Origin of the sequence: Gordonia sp. NB41Y, assembly GCF_030718915.1 — a bacterium.
Lineage (GTDB): Bacteria > Actinomycetota > Actinomycetes > Mycobacteriales > Mycobacteriaceae > Gordonia > Gordonia desulfuricans.
Genome location: NZ_CP132196.1, coordinates 4133723 through 4149312, shown reverse-complemented (window position 1 = coordinate 4149312; position 15590 = coordinate 4133723). Strand labels below are relative to the sequence as shown.

At 66.8% G+C, this 15590-nt stretch carries 15 protein-coding genes; 4 read left to right on the top strand and 11 right to left on the bottom strand.

What is annotated here, in order from left to right; genetic code table 11:
- Positions 1-1045 precede the first annotated feature (1045 nt).
- Both Q9K23_RS17970 and Q9K23_RS17965 read right to left on the bottom strand, forming a co-directional pair.
- Positions 1046-2374: a recombinase family protein gene (locus Q9K23_RS17970; protein WP_261978057.1), complete on the bottom strand. Its 1329-nt coding sequence runs from the start codon at positions 2372-2374 to the stop codon at positions 1046-1048.
- A complete protein-coding gene (locus Q9K23_RS17965) occupies positions 2299-3045 on the bottom strand; it encodes a wax ester/triacylglycerol synthase domain-containing protein (RefSeq protein ID WP_020789939.1) in 747 nt (248 codons plus the stop codon). The genes Q9K23_RS17970 and Q9K23_RS17965 overlap by 76 nt, the downstream gene beginning before the upstream one ends.
- 110 nt (positions 3046-3155) lie before the next feature.
- Between Q9K23_RS17965 and Q9K23_RS17960 the strand changes: the two genes are divergently transcribed.
- The gene (locus Q9K23_RS17960) at positions 3156-3809 is read left to right on the top strand and encodes a TMEM175 family protein (protein WP_020789941.1); all 654 of its coding nucleotides are present in this window, start codon (positions 3156-3158) and stop codon (positions 3807-3809) included.
- Between the two features lie 24 nt (positions 3810-3833).
- Here the strand turns inward: Q9K23_RS17960 and Q9K23_RS17955 are convergent, their stop codons facing one another.
- A complete protein-coding gene (locus Q9K23_RS17955) occupies positions 3834-4643 on the bottom strand; it encodes a helix-turn-helix transcriptional regulator (RefSeq protein ID WP_187343571.1) in 810 nt (269 codons plus the stop codon).
- A 71-nt stretch (positions 4644-4714) separates the two neighbouring features.
- Here Q9K23_RS17955 and Q9K23_RS17950 point away from each other — a divergent pair, with 71 nt between their 5' ends.
- On the top strand, positions 4715-5005 hold the full coding sequence (locus Q9K23_RS17950) for a hypothetical protein (RefSeq protein WP_053778240.1): 291 nt from the start codon (positions 4715-4717) through the stop codon (positions 5003-5005).
- Positions 5006-5919: 914 nt separating this feature from the next.
- On the opposite strand, the gene Q9K23_RS17945 is transcribed toward Q9K23_RS17950, so the two are convergent.
- Genes Q9K23_RS17945 through hsaA form a run of 6 tightly spaced genes read right to left on the bottom strand, consistent with a single transcriptional unit; the run spans position 5920 to position 11784 of the window.
- Positions 5920-7062 carry a sulfotransferase gene (locus Q9K23_RS17945; protein ID WP_020789943.1) on the bottom strand — a complete coding sequence of 381 codons (1143 nt, stop codon included), beginning with the start codon at positions 7060-7062 and terminating at the stop codon, positions 5920-5922.
- Positions 7055-7840, bottom strand: a complete 786-nt coding sequence (locus Q9K23_RS17940) for an SDR family oxidoreductase (RefSeq protein WP_020789947.1) — start codon at positions 7838-7840, stop codon at positions 7055-7057. Before Q9K23_RS17940 ends, Q9K23_RS17945 begins: the two co-directional genes overlap by 8 nt.
- Complete coding sequence (locus Q9K23_RS17935; protein WP_053778239.1) at positions 7837-9027, bottom strand: hypothetical protein; 1191 nt, start codon at positions 9025-9027, stop codon at positions 7837-7839. Before Q9K23_RS17935 ends, Q9K23_RS17940 begins: the two co-directional genes overlap by 4 nt.
- Complete coding sequence (hsaB, locus tag Q9K23_RS17930; RefSeq protein WP_053778272.1) at positions 9018-9623, bottom strand: 3-hydroxy-9,10-secoandrosta-1,3,5(10)-triene-9,17-dione monooxygenase reductase subunit; 606 nt, start codon at positions 9621-9623, stop codon at positions 9018-9020. The genes Q9K23_RS17935 and hsaB overlap by 10 nt, the downstream gene beginning before the upstream one ends.
- Before the next feature lie 17 nt (positions 9624-9640).
- A complete protein-coding gene (gene hsaC / locus Q9K23_RS17925; RefSeq protein ID WP_053778238.1) occupies positions 9641-10555 on the bottom strand; it encodes an iron-dependent extradiol dioxygenase HsaC in 915 nt (304 codons plus the stop codon).
- Between the two features lie 44 nt (positions 10556-10599).
- Positions 10600-11784 carry a 3-hydroxy-9,10-secoandrosta-1,3,5(10)-triene-9,17-dione monooxygenase oxygenase subunit gene (hsaA, locus tag Q9K23_RS17920; protein WP_020789940.1) on the bottom strand — a complete coding sequence of 395 codons (1185 nt, stop codon included), beginning with the start codon at positions 11782-11784 and terminating at the stop codon, positions 10600-10602.
- Between the two features lie 280 nt (positions 11785-12064).
- Here hsaA and Q9K23_RS17915 point away from each other — a divergent pair, with 280 nt between their 5' ends.
- Complete coding sequence (locus Q9K23_RS17915; RefSeq protein ID WP_053778271.1) at positions 12065-13273, top strand: Rieske 2Fe-2S domain-containing protein; 1209 nt, start codon at positions 12065-12067, stop codon at positions 13271-13273.
- Positions 13274-13278: 5 nt separating this feature from the next.
- Positions 13279-13686, top strand: coding sequence for a hypothetical protein (locus Q9K23_RS17910; RefSeq protein ID WP_305950224.1), 408 nt, complete (start codon positions 13279-13281; stop codon positions 13684-13686).
- 48 nt (positions 13687-13734) lie between these two features.
- On the opposite strand, the gene Q9K23_RS17905 is transcribed toward Q9K23_RS17910, so the two are convergent.
- Positions 13735-14331 (bottom strand): hypothetical protein, encoded by a 597-nt coding sequence (locus tag Q9K23_RS17905; RefSeq protein WP_187343570.1) that lies wholly within the window; start codon positions 14329-14331, stop codon positions 13735-13737.
- Between the two features lie 60 nt (positions 14332-14391).
- Positions 14392-15519 (bottom strand): TDT family transporter, encoded by a 1128-nt coding sequence (locus Q9K23_RS17900; protein WP_053778236.1) that lies wholly within the window; start codon positions 15517-15519, stop codon positions 14392-14394.
- Positions 15520-15590: the final 71 nt, after the last annotated feature.

Here is a 15590-nt window from a genome sequence, read left to right as displayed (position 1 = left end):
GAGTCACGAACGGGCAACCGGCGAGCGCCCAGCGGTCGATCGTTCCCGTCTTGACGTTGTGGCGGCTAGCGGCCTGGGCCTTGGTTAGGTACATTCAGATCAGTCCTCATACGAGATTCACGATCGCGAATCTTGACGTGTGGTCTATTTCACGTTGCGCGAATGCTGATCGTGTGGTATCGCGCGGGTGGGCGCGTAAAGGTGTCTTCCCGGCGGGGGCCGGTTCACGATCCTTCATTCTGGCGGGCGTATAGCTCGTCCTCGGCGCGTTCTGCTGCCTCTGCTGCCTCACGCATGGCGCGTCGGCGTGCTGCCTTTTCGGCGTTGCGTTCGTCTCGGCGTCGTTGCGCGTCAGCCCGTGCACGGGCCAGTTCGATCTTCGATCTGCGTCCACGGTGTCCGCGTCCCGACCCGCCGACCCTGAGCTGATCGCGCTTCCGGCGGTCCGTCTCGCGTTTCGCCGCCCTCAACGATCCGGCGTGATATAGCCAATGCTTAGACCCGTCAGGGAATCGGCATTGGCGAGCGATCACGAGCCCTTGCCGGCGCCAGTCCCACAGTGTGACCCTGCTCCGGCCGATGAACTCCTGAGCGGCCATCTCGACGAGGTAGCGGTCACCGTTGATCCGTTTCTCGGCCCAGAGGTACGGGTCGCTGGTGCCTCGTTGCGGTTTGCGGTAGGTCTGCCGTGTCGGTGTCGGTGTCGGCGGCTTCGGTGCGTGCCGGTTGCGGCGTGGACGTTTCCGCTTGTTCGGCGCCGGCCTCGGCCGTGGTTTGCGTTTCGCGCCGGCCTTGCGTCGCGGGGCGCTGGCACTCATCGTCCGCCGGCCTTGACGAGGGCTGCGATCCGGTCGCGTGTCTCGGCCGTGATCGGTGGGGCGTCGTCGACGAGCTGGCGGACGCGCTCGGCCAGGTCGGTTTCGGGCATGGGGCAACCTCCCGTGAGGGCTGGTGTGGTGGGTGCTGTCAGGGTTCGTGACCGTGACAGTTAAGAGGTTGCGCCTTGGGTGTCCGGTTCCGTTTTACGGTCGTGCGTTCGTGGGTTCTATTTCTTCCATTCGATCTGCACGCGGTCCCCCACGACCACCCGCCGGCGACCCGGACCAACCGGCAACACCGTCACCGTCATCAGCGCGTCAATCACCTTCGCCCGCGTATCCGCCGACAGTTCAGCCCACCGCGCCGCCACGTCATCAGCAAGGATCAGGCTCGCCACCGGCGACGTCTCACGCACCGCCGCGAGCCTCATATCGAACGCGTCGATCTGCCGCTGAAGATCGCTGCTCGCCCTCGACAACTGAGAACCGTCGATCGCCCCGGACGCGAAAAGGCCGGCGAGCTCGTCCTTGCGTGCTTGCAACCCGTCTCGCTCGACCTGAAGTTTCCACGTGTCAGTCTCCGCCGAATCCACGGCAAACACCTCAGCAACGTCGGGGCGTGAAAGTCGTTCCACCACAAGGGCACTCACGAACTCGTCCAGTGCGGCCTTGCGGTGCGACAAGTGGGGCGTCTCCTGGCAGCGGTAGTCCCGCTCGTTTCCGTGAGCCTTGAACACCTTCATCGGGCCACCGCACTTACCGCAGCGGTAGACGCCCGCGCCCTGGTGCGCCCGTTCGTACGACGTCGAGGTTCGGCGAGCAGGATCGGTCACGATCGCCCGCACCGCGTGCCACGTGTCCACATCGAAGATCGCCGGCCACTTCGCCGGACCGATCACCTTGCCCTGCTGTTCTACGAGGCCGGCGTTACGCGCCCGCAGCAACACCTTCCTGACCGACGTCCCGGTCCACGCCGCACCTCGCGAGGTCGTGACGCCCGCAGCGTTCCACCGCTTGCGAATCGACATGATCGACCCGCCGGCCAGCACGTGTTCGGCCGCCTCGCGGACCATATTTGCTTCAGCCGACTCGATCTCCATCCCGCCGTCTTTGTAGCCGAACGGGCGCGGCCCGCCCCGGAACCGGCCGTCTAACGCCTGCTGGTCCTTCGCCGCCTTGATCCGCTCGGCGGACCGCTCGACCTCGTACCGTGCGATTCCCGCGAACATCGTCGCGCTGAGCCGGCCGCTCGGCGTGGCCAGATCGACTTCGCCGGCCCGACACGTGCGAATCTCGATGCCGTGCTCGTCGCACACTTCGACGAGCTCGGTCAGGTCAGGAATTGAGCGGTACAGCCGATCGGTGTGCCACGCGAGCACGCCGCCGACACCGCCGGCCGCGATCTTGTCGAGCATCCGCCGATACTCCGGGCGAGGTTTCTTCGAGTACGCCGACACGTCGTTGTCGATGTACGTCTCGACTACCATCCACCCCAGTTGCTCAGCCAGTCGTTCGCAATCCTGCCGTTGACGCTCGACCCCGGCCCCCTCACCCATGCGGTCCTGTGAGATTCGGCAGTAGATGACGGCGGACATTTGATCAGACACGCCGACAGTCTAACTTGCATCTTGGTCACGACGGTGTCGCGGGCTGCCCGGGTCTCGAAGCCGATGTCCTGCCCGATCCGGCCGACCATGCCGAGCGGAGCCGGTGGCGGCACATCCGGGCTCGGCGGCGACGACGCGGGTTCACGTTGCAGGTCGAACATGTCGGCGGCCATCGCCATCCCGCCGACACCGTCGGTGATGCTGTGGTGGATCTTCAGGACGAACGCGGCGGCGTCGTCGGCGAGATCGGTGAGGATCGCCACCTCCCAGAGCGGGCGGGCATGGTCGAAGTCGGCTTCGCTCATCCGCTCCGCGTATGCGAGGACCGCGTCGACAGCCGAACAGCTGTCGTCGCCCCGACGCCACCGCAGATGAAAGGTGGGGTCGAAGTTCGGGTCGGTCTCCCACCGCGGCGGTGCCGGCGACAACGGGTTGCCGACGGCCCGCTGCCGCAGCCGGGGGATGCGTCGGGTCATGTGATCGACCCGGTCGTCGATCACGGTGCGGTCCGGGCACCGATCGAGCATCGCCACCAGGATGATCACCGATCGCAGCAACGGATCACCCTCCACGCCGAACATCACGGCATCGAAGGCACCCATCCGCGGATCGAGGTGCATCGTCGAATTGTGCAGGACCCGCGATACGCGCTGTGACAGAACGTGGAGACTCGTGCCAGAGTTGCCCACATCGGTAGAAGCCGGAGCCCGTGGCATTTACCCTGCTAGCCATGGCCACGCTGGACGAACGTCGCACCGAAGAAGGCTTCCGGCGATTGATCGCCTTCACCGATGCGGTGGTCGCCATCGCCCTGACCCTGCTGGTTCTGCCGCTCGCCGACTTCGCCGGCGAGATCGAGCGCGGCTCAGACCTGGGGACCGTCTTCGCCGACCACGACGTCGAACTGATCAGCTTCGTGATCAGTTTCATCGTGATCTGGGTGCTGTGGCGGCAGCACCACCGGTCGATGGAGTACTTCAAGTCCTACGACTCGGGTCTGATGAACCTGACGTTCCTGTGGCTGTTCACCATCGTGGTGCTGCCGTTCGCGACCGCCCTGCTCGACGGCAAGGACATCGACTGGGCCAACGACCTGTACATCGGCGTGTTGTTGCTGTCGGTGATCGCGCTGACCGCGCTCGAACGCTGGGGCGTGTCACATCCGGACCTGCTCGACGACGTCGACGATCCCGGCACCCGCAAGTGGATGACGAGCCGGGGACGCTACGCCACGATGATCCTGCTCGCGGTGGCCCTGATCATCGCGATCGTCGTCCCACCGTCAGGGAGCTGGCCGCTGCTGATGCTGGTCCTGACCGGTCCGATGGAGTGGCTGCTCACCCGCGGGCAGACCGACGACGGGGAACTCGAACCCCAGGACTGACGCCGGGGGCGGACCGGCCGGTGTTCACGCGCTCGCCACGCGGCGCAGGAACTCGGCCGTGGCGGCATCGGCGGGTGAGAAGATCTCCACGGTCAGCTCCTCGACGGTGACATCCCGGGCCGAGGTCAGGGCGGCATCGACCGAGAAGAACGCCAGCTCACCGTCCGGATGGTCCAGGCGCAACGGCAGGACGACGGCATCGGTGCCGACCGTGACGGAATCATGATGCCCGGTGCCGTCGGGAAGATATCCCTCCAGTTCGGCGGCCAGCGCCACGAGCTCGGCGTCGCCGGTGTGGGCCGCCCGACGCCGCACCTGCCCCATCAGGTGTGCGCTCCATTCCGCGAAGTTCGTGACCCGTCGGGCGATCCCGTCCGGATGCAGTCCGAGCCGCAGCACGTTGACCGGCGGTTGCAGCAGGTGGGCGGCACATCCGTCGAGCAGCGGCCCGATGCACGCATTGGCCTCGACCAGATTCCAGTGCCGGTCGATGATCACCGCCGGATTCGGCGCCATCGCGGCGATCATCGCCGAGAGTTCACGCCGGACCACCGCCAGTTCGGGGGCGTCGACGGCGCGCTGCGGATAGCGGGGAGCATGGCCGGCCGCGGTCAGGATCTGGTTGCGGTGGCGGAGCGGGATGTCGAGTTCTTCGCCCAGACGATGGATCAGCTCCGGACTCGGGGTGGAGCGCCCCGTCTCGACAAAGCTGACATGCCTCGACGAGATCCCCGTCCGGTTCGACAACTCGAGTTGTGAGAGCCCACGCCGTTCCCGCCAGTCACGCAGCAGGTGACCCGCGCCGGACGGGGTGGTCATCACCGAATCGGTCATGACGTCCAAGGTAATTGCCGGGGCGTTGGTGCTGCGATCGAATGGTGGGGACCAAGGATCGGAGGCATCTGATGACCACATCCCACGAGGTCCACCCCATGCCACGGTGGCTGAAGATCGTCATGTACTGCGACCGTACCGCGTCGTCGTGGTACATCGGCACCGGAGTTCTGTTCGCACCCATCCTGCTGATCGTCGACCCCTGGCCGGCCGCACGCGTCGTCGCACTGGTCGTCATCGCCGGCGTCGGGCTGTGGCTGGGACTGCTCGGCGTGGCCATGGCCACCGGCCTGTCCATCCTGCTCCGCCGCGGAGGTCAACTCCCCGAAACGTTCTGGAAGGAGATCGTCCGGCCGTCGTGATCGCGTGGGAGTGCTCCTCACGCGGATTGCGCTCGATCAGCCACTGCTCGTTGCTGGTTGATTTGACGATGCAACCACCTCAGAGGTGGTCACCACCCAACGTCGGCTGCGGAGATTTCGATACGGTCCTACTCAATCAGCAACTGCCCGTTGATGGTTGAGCCGACGAGGAGCGCAGCGACAAGTCGAGTCGAAACCTCAGACAGCCGAACTCGCCAACGCAACCACCTCCGAAGTGGTCACCACCAGACGTCGGCTGCGGAGATTTCGACACGGGTCCTCGCGATGCTCGGTCCCGGCTCAATCACCAACGCCCAGTGGATGGTTGAGCCGACGACCCAACCACTCAGAGATGGTCACCCCAACGTCGGCCGCGGAGATTTCGACACGGTCCTACTCAATCAACAACGCCCAGTTGATGGTTGAGCCGACGAGGAGCGTAGCGACAAGTCGAGTCGAAACCTCAGACGGCCGAACTCGCCAACAGAACCACCTCCGAAGTGGTCACCACCCAACGTCGGCCGCGGAGATTTCGACACGGGTCCTCGCGATGCTCGGTCCCGGCTCAATCACCAACGCCCAGTGGATGGTTGAGCCGACGACCCAACCACTCAGAGATGGTCACCCCAACGTCGGCCGCGGAGATTTCGACACGGTCCTACTCAATCAACAACGCCCAGTTGATGGTTGAGCCGACGAGGAGCGTAGCGACAAGTCGAGTCGAAACCTCAGACGGCCGAACTCACCAACGCAACCACCTCCGAAGTGGTCACCACCCAACGTCAGCTGCGGAGATTTCGACACGGGTCCTCGCCCTTCCGGCTCGGTCCCGGCTCAATCAGCAACAAGGCTCGGTCCCGGCTCAATCATCCACTCTCCGTATATAAGTCGAGTCGAGAACCCCTGTTCGACGGTCACGCTCCCTCGAACGCGGCCGCGACCTGCTGTTCGTCGAGGCCGTAATCCGACAGCTGATACCGATGCTGGGGTTTGCGTTCCCCGGAACGGCTCTCCTCGTCGAGGGCGGTCATCGCCGCCCTCGCATCCTCCGACAGTTCGGTACCGAGCGCCGCATACACCTGCTCGACCACGCCGAACGGGTCGGTCCGCAGGTCGGTGAAGTCGACGTCGAGGAACTGACTCTGGTCGTATCGTGCCCGCGCCGCGGAGAACTCGCGCAAACCCCGCGACCACAGTTCGAGCTGGGATCGCCCGATCTGCTCGCCGACGAAGGTGGTCGACCACCCGGGTGTGGCGTGCTCGGCGAGACTGCACATCGACGCGATGATCGTCTCCGGCGCCCGATGCGTCTGGATCACCAGTGCATCCGGATAGGTCGCCATCAAGGCGTCGAGGGCGAACAGGTGGCTCGGGTTCTTGAGCACCCACCGCTTGCCGGGGTCGTTCGATCCGATCAGCTGCAGGTTGCGCCGGTGCCGTGCGTATGCGGGCGTCCAGTCCTGCCCGGCCAGCCACTGCGAGTAGCTCGGCACATGGGCCAGTGACTCGTACGAGATGGACATGACGCTCTGCCGCAGCAGTTGCCAACATTCCTCCACCTCGGCGGCATTCATGTAGTGCAGGCCCATGAACTCGGGATTGTCGACGTGGTGCTGCTCGAAGCCCGCATTGATCTGCCGGAACACCGGGTCCTCGGCCCAGGTCTCGCGGGGCGGACGGGGCTGCGGGAACTCCGACAGCCACATCTCGAGTCCCTGATGCCCCGGGTCGGCGGTGAGCAGCCGGTGCAGGGCGGTGGTGCCGGTGCGCGGCAGGCCGGTCACGAAGACCGGCCGGGTGATCTCGACGTCGGCGTACCCCGGGTTGGCCTGCCACGACGCCTCGCTGAGCAGCCGCGCGATCAATGCTCCCTTGAGGAAGAAGCGGAACATCTTGCTGCCGGCCTCGGTGAGACCGGCCTCGGTACGGTAGGAATCGAGCAGGATCTGCAGCGGCTCACGATAGGAATCGTCCCCGAAGTCGTCGAGTCCGGTTGCACGGGTGGCTGATTCGTGGAGATCGTCGACGGTTCCGACGCTGGTCCGCGCACTAGTCATGGTATTCCCCACAGTTCACGTCGAGCGTGTGTCCGGTGATCGCCCGGGCCAGCGGCGATGCCAGGAAGACCACCGCGTCGGCGATCTCGTCGGGTTCGGGTAGTCGTTTCAGGTCCGACCGTGACGCGGTCTGCTCGTACACCTGCTCGGGGGTGATGCCGTACTTCGTCGCGACCTCGCCGAAGTACCATTTGAGCTGGTCGTCCCAGATGTATCCGGGTGCCACCGAGTTGATCCGGATTCCTTTGTCGCCCAGTTCGGTCGCCAGGGTCTGCGACATCGCCAGCATCGCCGACTTGGTGATCTTGTAACTGCCATACCGCGGTTCGGAGTGCCGGATCACCATCGAGTTGATGTTGACGATGGCGCCATCGGTCTCGGCGAGCGCTTCGGTGAACGCCTTGATCACCCGCAGGGTGCCGAGCACCGTGAGGTCGAGTCCGGCGGCTATCTGGTCGAAGTCGGTGCGGGCCAACGGTTTCATCGACGGCAGGGCGAAGGCGTTGTTCACCAGGACGTCCACCCGGCCGTATTCGGCGAGGGTCGCGGCCACCAGGGCGGTGACGGCGTCGTCGTCGGTGATGTCGGTCGGCACCACCAGCGATCGCCCGCCGCCGGACTCGATCTCGGCGGCGATGTCGGTGAGCCGGGATTCGGTGCGGGCGGCCAGCACCACAGCAGCCCCCGCGGCCGCCGCCTGCAGGCATATCGACCTACCCAGCCCTGGTCCCACCCCCGACACCACCACGACCTTGCCTGCGAGCAGCTCTGAGCTCATCCCAACATCCTCGCAGCAAAACCCCTCTGCCGTAGCGCGATTCGCTCAGCCCATCCCTCGGCGTCGATCCGGTTGTGGTCGAGATACGGCAGGTGCGCGGCCACGTCCCCGATATCGACGACCTGCGCACTCGGCCCCGATTCGGGACCGATCGGGGTGTCTGTGCGTTGCCAGCGGAACTGCAGGATTCCGGTGCGCCGGCCGGTGGTCTCGATCCAGTTGACGATCCCCGGGTCTCGGTGTGACACCACCATCCGGATCATCCCGTCCGGATCGACCTGTGCCTGAGCAGAGTTCAGGCTGGTCTGGTGGTGTACGTAGTCCAGCGAGATGTACCACATGCTGCCGAGCTGGAATCCCTGGTAGGGCGCATCGGATCTCGGGACGGTGATCACCATCGCCTCGTCGTCGGCGAGGCGGAAGTGTCCCACCGACGAGAACTGGGTGGACAGCCCACCGGGTGTCGGCCGCGGCGGGGTGAAGGTGTTGACCGGCTCGTCGAGATAGAACCATTTGGGGAAGTTGAACCAGGTGTGGATTCGCGCGGTGAGCATCTTGGCGGCGGTACGGTAGCGGCGTGCCACACGCTCCAGATCGGGCTCGTCGGGGGCCGACCCCACGGTGTCGACACGTTCGATCGTGATGTCGCCCTTGCGTTCGGACCAGTCGGAGTACACCTCGCGCACCGCCAGCATCGAGGCCCCCTCCCCCAGCGGGAACGACGACGGGCCGGGCTCGATCGCCTCGGCCGGGCCGAAGGTCAGCTCGAAGCCGCCGTCGGCGGCGACCGGGACACGGCGGTCGTCGAAGGCGTCGGCACCGCCGGGTACCTCGGTCGGCGAGTAGTCGCCCCGCAGCACTTGGAAACTCAGATCCGTGGTGGTGCCCCGCCGGCCACGCACCCGGTAGGTGCCCGACGGTTCGATGTCGGCGTGATAGTAGAGGGTGTCCGGATTGTCCAGGCCCATCTTGGAATACGGGCCGGTGGAGGTGACGAACACCGGGTGGCTCAGGCTGCGCGCCCGGACCAGGTGCAGGATCGCCGAGATGGACCCGGCGAGGTAGTCGTATCCCTCGGCCAGATCCTGCTCGCCGGTGACGAACGGCGCCGATGCGATCAGCGTCTCCGCCTCGGCGATCGCCGCGGTGAACGGGGCGGTCACCCCGTCGGGTGGCGTCACAACCACGTATCCCCTCCGGTCCAGGTCAGGAAGTTCTCCAGTTCGGCCTGGGCGGGGGTGACGCGCGGATGCTCGGTGGACAGGTAGCCGCCGCGGTAGAACAGCAACGGCTTGTCCTGCAACACGTCTCCGAGCGTCTGCGCCCGGCCGATGACGATGTGGTGGTCGCCGCCGTCGGTCACGTTCTCGATGGTGCAGTCCACCCAGGTCAGCGAGTGCCGGATCACCGGCAGCCCCGACGGCGACGGGTCCCAGGCCACCCCGGCGAACTTGTCCTCACGGGGTGCACCGAAGCTGGCGCTCACATCCTGCTGCCGGTGGGCGAGCACGTTGACACAGAACGCCCCGCGCTGCTCGATCACCGCCCAGGTCCGCGAGGTCTTCTGCGGGCAGAACAGCACCAGCGGCGGGTCCAGGGACAACGCCGCGAACGACTGGCAGGCGAATCCGGCCGGCCGGCCGTCGGCGTCGAGGGTGGTGATCACGGTGACGCCGGTGCAGAACTGCCCCATCGCGGTGCGGAACTGCCGGGAATCGAAGTCCGAGGACCCGAACGGTGTGGCGGGGTGGAATCCGTCGGCCCCGGGTGTCGCAGCATTCATCGTCGCGGTGTCCACGGCTACCCGTTGCGGAATCCGACGGTGAAGTCGTGACCCCACAGACTGACCGCGGTGCTCTCCCGGGCCACCCAGTCGCCGTCGTCGACCTGCCTTCCCTCACAGCCGTATTCGACGTCGAAGCCACCGGGTGTCTTCATGTAGAAGGAGAGCATCAGGTCGTTGACGTGACGGCCCAGGGTCGCCGACATCGGCACCTTCTTGCGCAGCGCGCGGTCCAGGCAGAGACCGACGTCGTCGGAGTTCTCCACCTCCACCATCAGGTGCACGATGCCGGTGGAGTTGGGAATCGGCAGGAAGGCCAGCGAGTGGTGGCGTGGGTTGCAGCCGAGGAACCGCAGCCACGGCACCTCGTCGCCCTCCTCGCGACCGACGGCCTGTGGTGGCAGTCGCATCGAATCACGCAGGGAGAAACCGAGAACGTCGCGGTAGAACTCGAGGGCCGCATTGTCGTCGGAGCAGGTCAGCACCACGTGCCCGAGGCCCTGGTCGCCGGTGACGAACTTGTGGCCGTACGGGCTGACGATGCGCCGATGCTGCAGTGCCACACCGCAGAACGCCTCGAGGGTGTTACCCGCCGGGTCGGTGAAGATGATCATCTCATCGACGCAGCGGTCGACGAGTTCGGTGTCCTTGGCCTCCCGGTAGACCACGCCGGCCGCCGACAATCGGTCGCGGACCTCTTGCAGGGCCGCGGAGTTCGCACATTCCCAGCCCGACGACGAGAGTCGGTCGTGCTCGCCGGGGACGATCACCAGGCGGGCCGGGAAGTCGTCCATACGCAGGTACAGCGCACCCTCGGTGGTGCCCTTGCCCTCGACCATGCCGAGGACCTTGAGTCCGTACTCACGCCACGCGGCGACGTCGGTCGCCTCGATGCGCATGTAGCCGAGGGACCTGATCGGACAGTCGGTCATCTGTTGCTCCTGAAGTGGGTGGGGAATCGGCGATCCGGTGCGCGTCACACCATCGTGTCGCCGACGGGGAGCCCGAACTCCCCGTTGCCGAAGGCGACGTAGGCGCGCTCGGGGTCGTTGGCGGCGTGCACGCGGCCGGCGTGAGCGTCGCGCCAGAACCGCTGGATCGGCGAATCATTGTTCAGCGCACCGGCTCCCGAGTTCTCGAAGAGCGAGTCGATCGAGGAGATGGCGCGGGCGGTGGCGCGCACCTGGTCGCGGCGGGCGGCCAGGCGCAGTTCCATCGGGATCTCCTCGCCGGCCAGGATGAGGTCGTACTCGGTCTGCAGGTTGCCCGACAGCTGACGCCATGCGGCGTCGATGTCACTGGCGGCACCGGCGATCCGGACCTTGGCGAACGGATCCTCCTTGGACTTCTCCCCGGCGTAGGCGGCGCGCACCCGCTTGCCCTGGTGCTCGACGTGGGCGTGGTAGGCGCCGTAGGCCATGCCGACGATGGGGGTGGAGATGGTGCTGGGATGGATGGTGCCCCACGGCATCTTGTAGACCGGCGCGGTGTTGCGCTCGAGGCCCGGGCTGCGGTACTCGGCCATGGTGCGCATGCTCAGCACCCGGTGGGTCGGCACGAAGACATCCTTGACCTCGAGGGTGTTGGAGCCGGTGCCCTTGAGCCCGACCACATTCCACACGTCCTTGATGGTGTAGTCCGAGCGCGGGATCAAGAAGCTGACGAAGTCGACGGGTTTGCCGCGCTTGAACACCGGACCGCCCACGAAGGTCCAGTCGGCGATCTCGCAGCCGGAGGAGAACGCCCAGTTGCCGTTCACCTTGTAGCCGCCGTCGACCACCTCGCCCATACCCATCGGTGCATACGACGACGAGATGCGCACCGAGGTGTCGGCACCCCACACATCCTCCTGCGCCTGCTGGTCGAACAGGGCAAGATGCCAGTTGTGGATGCCGATGATGCCGGCCACCCAGCCGGTGGATCCGCATGCGGTGGCCAGGCGTCGGACCGCCTCGTAGAAGGTCACCGGATCGGCCTGCAGGCCACCCCACTGCTCGGGCTGCAGGAGCCGGAAGAAGCCCGCACCCTCCAGGCTGGACACCGTCTCGTCGGGAATCCGTCGGAGATCCTCGGTCTGCTGGGCGCGCTGCTCGATCTCCGGCAGCAGTGCGTTGATCTTTTCCAGGACCTGTTCGGCGGCCTCACTGCGCTGACGTGGCATGTCACCCATTCCTGTTCTCGTCGTGTGGTGTGCACCACCCGGTTGTTTGCGGGTACGGATCCGAGACTAGAACACGTTCTCATTTATGTCGAGTACTGGGACTTTGCACCCTTTCCTGCCCCATTCAACCCTTCGGACCCCACATCCGGTGCGTTTTTTGTAACATGTTCTAGTATCCGGAGAGGATGACAACCAACGCGCGCCGACCCCACCGCCCCCTGTGTGGTGGTCAGTGGATCTCCACCTGGACGGCGCCGGCACCGAGTACAGGAGTGATCCGATGAGCATCACGCAGCACACGTCGGGACCGGGCGGAGCAGCCGACACCGGGGTCCGCGAGATCGACACCGGCACCCCGCCGACACGGTTCGCACGTGGCTGGCACTGCCTGGGCCTCGTCGACGACTTCCGGGACGGCAAGCCCCATTCGGTGGAGATCTTCGGCACGAAGCTGGTCGTCTGGGCCGACACCCAGGGCGAGATCAAGATCCTCGACGCGTACTGCCGGCACATGGGTGGCGACCTCTCGCAGGGCAATGTGCGCGGCGACAACGTCGCCTGCCCGTTCCACGGCTGGCTGTGGAAAGGCAACGGCCGGTGCGCAGGCGTGCCCTATGCCAAGCGCAATCCCAAGCTCGCCAAGACCCGGGCGTGGCCGACCATGGTCCGCAACGGTCAGGTCTTCGTCTACAACGATCCGGAGGGCAACGCGCCGCCGGAGGAGTCGATCATCCCCGAGCTGACCGAGGTCGGCACCGATCAGTGGACCGCCTGGACCTGGAACCGCATCGTGATCGAGGGCTCCAACTGCCGCGAGATCATCGACAACGTCGTCGACATGGCGCACTTCTTCTACGTGCACTACGCCCTGCCGGACTACTTCAAGAACGTCTTCGAGGGTGAGACCGCCGCCCAGTACATGAACTCCCATGGGCGCCCGGATATCTCGCTGGGCACCGCCTACGGTGACACCCGCCTGGAGTCGATCGCCGCCTACTACGGGCCGTCCTACATGCTCAATCCGATGGTGCAGTACTACGGCGGCTACGCCGTGGAGACCATCCTGACCAACTGCCACTATCCGATCGACGCCAACTCGTTCGTGCTGATGTACGGCGTGATGGCGAAGATCCCCGAGGGCCTGACCCAGGAGCAGGGCGCCAAGATGGCGCAGAAGATCACCGCCGGAATCGAGGTGGGCTTCCTGCAGGACGTCGAGATCTGGAAACACAAGACCCGCATCGACAACCCGCTGCTCGTCGAGGAGGACGGCCCGGTCTATCAGCTGCGCCGCTGGTACGAGCAGTTCTACGTCGACAAGGCCGACGTCACCGACGAGATGACGCAGCGTTTCGAGTACGAGATCGACACCACCAAGGCCGTCGAGAGCTGGAACATCGAGGTGCAGGAGAACATCCGGCGCCGCCAGGAAGAGGAGGCCGCGGCCGCCGCGGCGGAATCGGCCGAATCCACCGAGACGCGGGTCTGAGTCCGATGACCCGGGCCATCGACGACATCGACACCCCGACGGTCTCCACCGTCGGGGGTACCGGGTGGGCCAAGGCGCCCGACTTCAGCGGCGATCCCGAGCGGGCCGACCGTGTCCACCGGGCCACCGCCCGCGACCGCGACCACTATCTGCGCGGCGGGATGACCGAGATCGAATGCCGGTCGTGCCATGCCTGTGTGATGGTCAAGAAGACCAGCCCACACCACACCAGCGTGCAGTGGAACACCGCCGCCCGCGCACGGTGCGACGAGCTCGACGAGATCCGCCGGATCGGCGGCAACCCGGCGATGATGCGGACCTGCCCGAGGCTGTCGGCGAGTATCGACCACGGTGTGGCCGAGGGCATCATCCCGGCCGAGTCCCCCGAGGTCGATCCCGACGGCTACTGGTGATCAGGACCTGCGCCGATCAGGACCTGCGCCGATCGGGGCCTGTGCTGATCAGGACTGCCGGGGATCGGGGCCGTCCGGGGCGCCGATCGCCGACCATTCGTCGTCAGGGCGCCGGCCACCGACGGCGAACACCGCGGCCGTCGCCGCACCGATCAGGGCGAGCACGCCGACGACGAGGGTCGCGATCAGTCCCCAGCCCGGCTGCAGCAGCGGATTGGGCAGGTCCATCGCGTCGATGATCGTCGAGCTGAACAGGTGGCCCGCCGGGTCGGCGAGCACCACCGCGGACCAGATGACGGTCACGATCGCCGCCAGTGCACCGATCACCGCGGCACCCACCTGCACGCCGCGCTTGCCGCGCAACGGCCGCCACCAGGCGACCACGGCGGCCACCACGATCACCAGTCCCATCGCCAGGGTGACCAGTCCCGGCCGCTGGGTGTGGTCGGCGAAGAACGCCTCGACGTCCTCACGTGCGGCCGAGCTGGCGCCCACACCGCCGAGTCCGCCGATCCGCAGGCCCACTCCCTCATTCGAATAACCCCAGGTGACCTGGGAGGTTGCGACGATGAGCAGCCCCACGACCACCATCGCCGGCCACAGGGCCACCGCGATGCGGTCACGGACAGAACGTGTCTCGGTCATCCCTCCAGCCTGCCACCCGCGGTGCGGACATCGGCGGTGTGGGCGTCGGCGGTGTGGGCGTCAGCGGTGTGGGCGTCCATCGGTGGCAGCCAGTCCGGCGAGTGTCCGACCGGCGACGACGAGCCAGGCCGCGAGCAGCGCCACCCCGGCGACCCAGGCGACCACCGCGAAGACCGCCAGGCCGGTGGCTGCGGCCAGCACGCTCGATCCGGTGACGAAGGTGCCCACCGGGAAGGTGAACGACCACCACGTCAGCGCGAACGGCATCCCCGAACGCACGGTGTGCGCGGTCACCGCGGCGGCGATCCCGATCCACGCCAGCGCCAGCGACCACACCGGGACGGCGTAGCCGACGGCGAGCTGATCGAGCAGGCGGAGGGTGGCCGGGTCGACGAGGCCGGCGGGTGCGACGGCGAGTAGACCGGCGGCGGTGACCGACTGGCCGAGCGGACCGAGCACGATCCACCAGGTCGGGACCATCGGCGCCGCCCCGACCCCGCCGGTGACCAGCCGTCGCAACACCATCGCCAGGATCGGCGCCGACACCGCGATCGAACACAGCAGACATGCGACGCCGACCGCCATCAGCGTCCACCGGGCCCAGGCCGGGGTGACGGTCGCGGCCAGCAGGGCCGCCGACGACGCCGACACCGTCGGCGGCACCACCGACATCAGCCAGCCGCCGAAGGCCTCGGTGCGGTCACCGCGCCGGCCGAGCAGATGCGGCACCCCGATGGTCACCGCGGTGATCACACCGCCGACCGTGCCGACGCCGAAGCACACCAGGTCGATGACGAGCGCGGTGTCGTGCCCGATCACCGTCGAGCCACCGACCAGGGTCGAGGTGCCGACGGTCAGTGTGGCCATCGGCACCGCGCCGTAGAAGTGGGCGGTCACCGCATGCCGCCGATGGCCGCGGGCGATGTGCGGGTGCCGCAACCACTGCACGGCGGTCGCCCCGGCCACCGGCACGAACACCACACACGCCAGCGCCCAGAAGACCACCGCGACCGGCGTCAGGAAGGCCGGATGCCCGGGCATCCCGTGGGCGGCCACGGCGATGATCCCGGTGCCCATCACCACCGCGAACCAGTTGGGCGGCAGGTGGGCGAAGCGTTCCGGGCGCACCGGCAGCGGTGTGGGCCGGATTCGCCGTGCGGCACGCAGTCGCGGTGCGGTGATGGTCATGTCTCCACCCTCGCCGTCGGGGCGCCGTCCCGGTAGAGACCAATCTTCTGCAACGGCTACAACCGATGGTT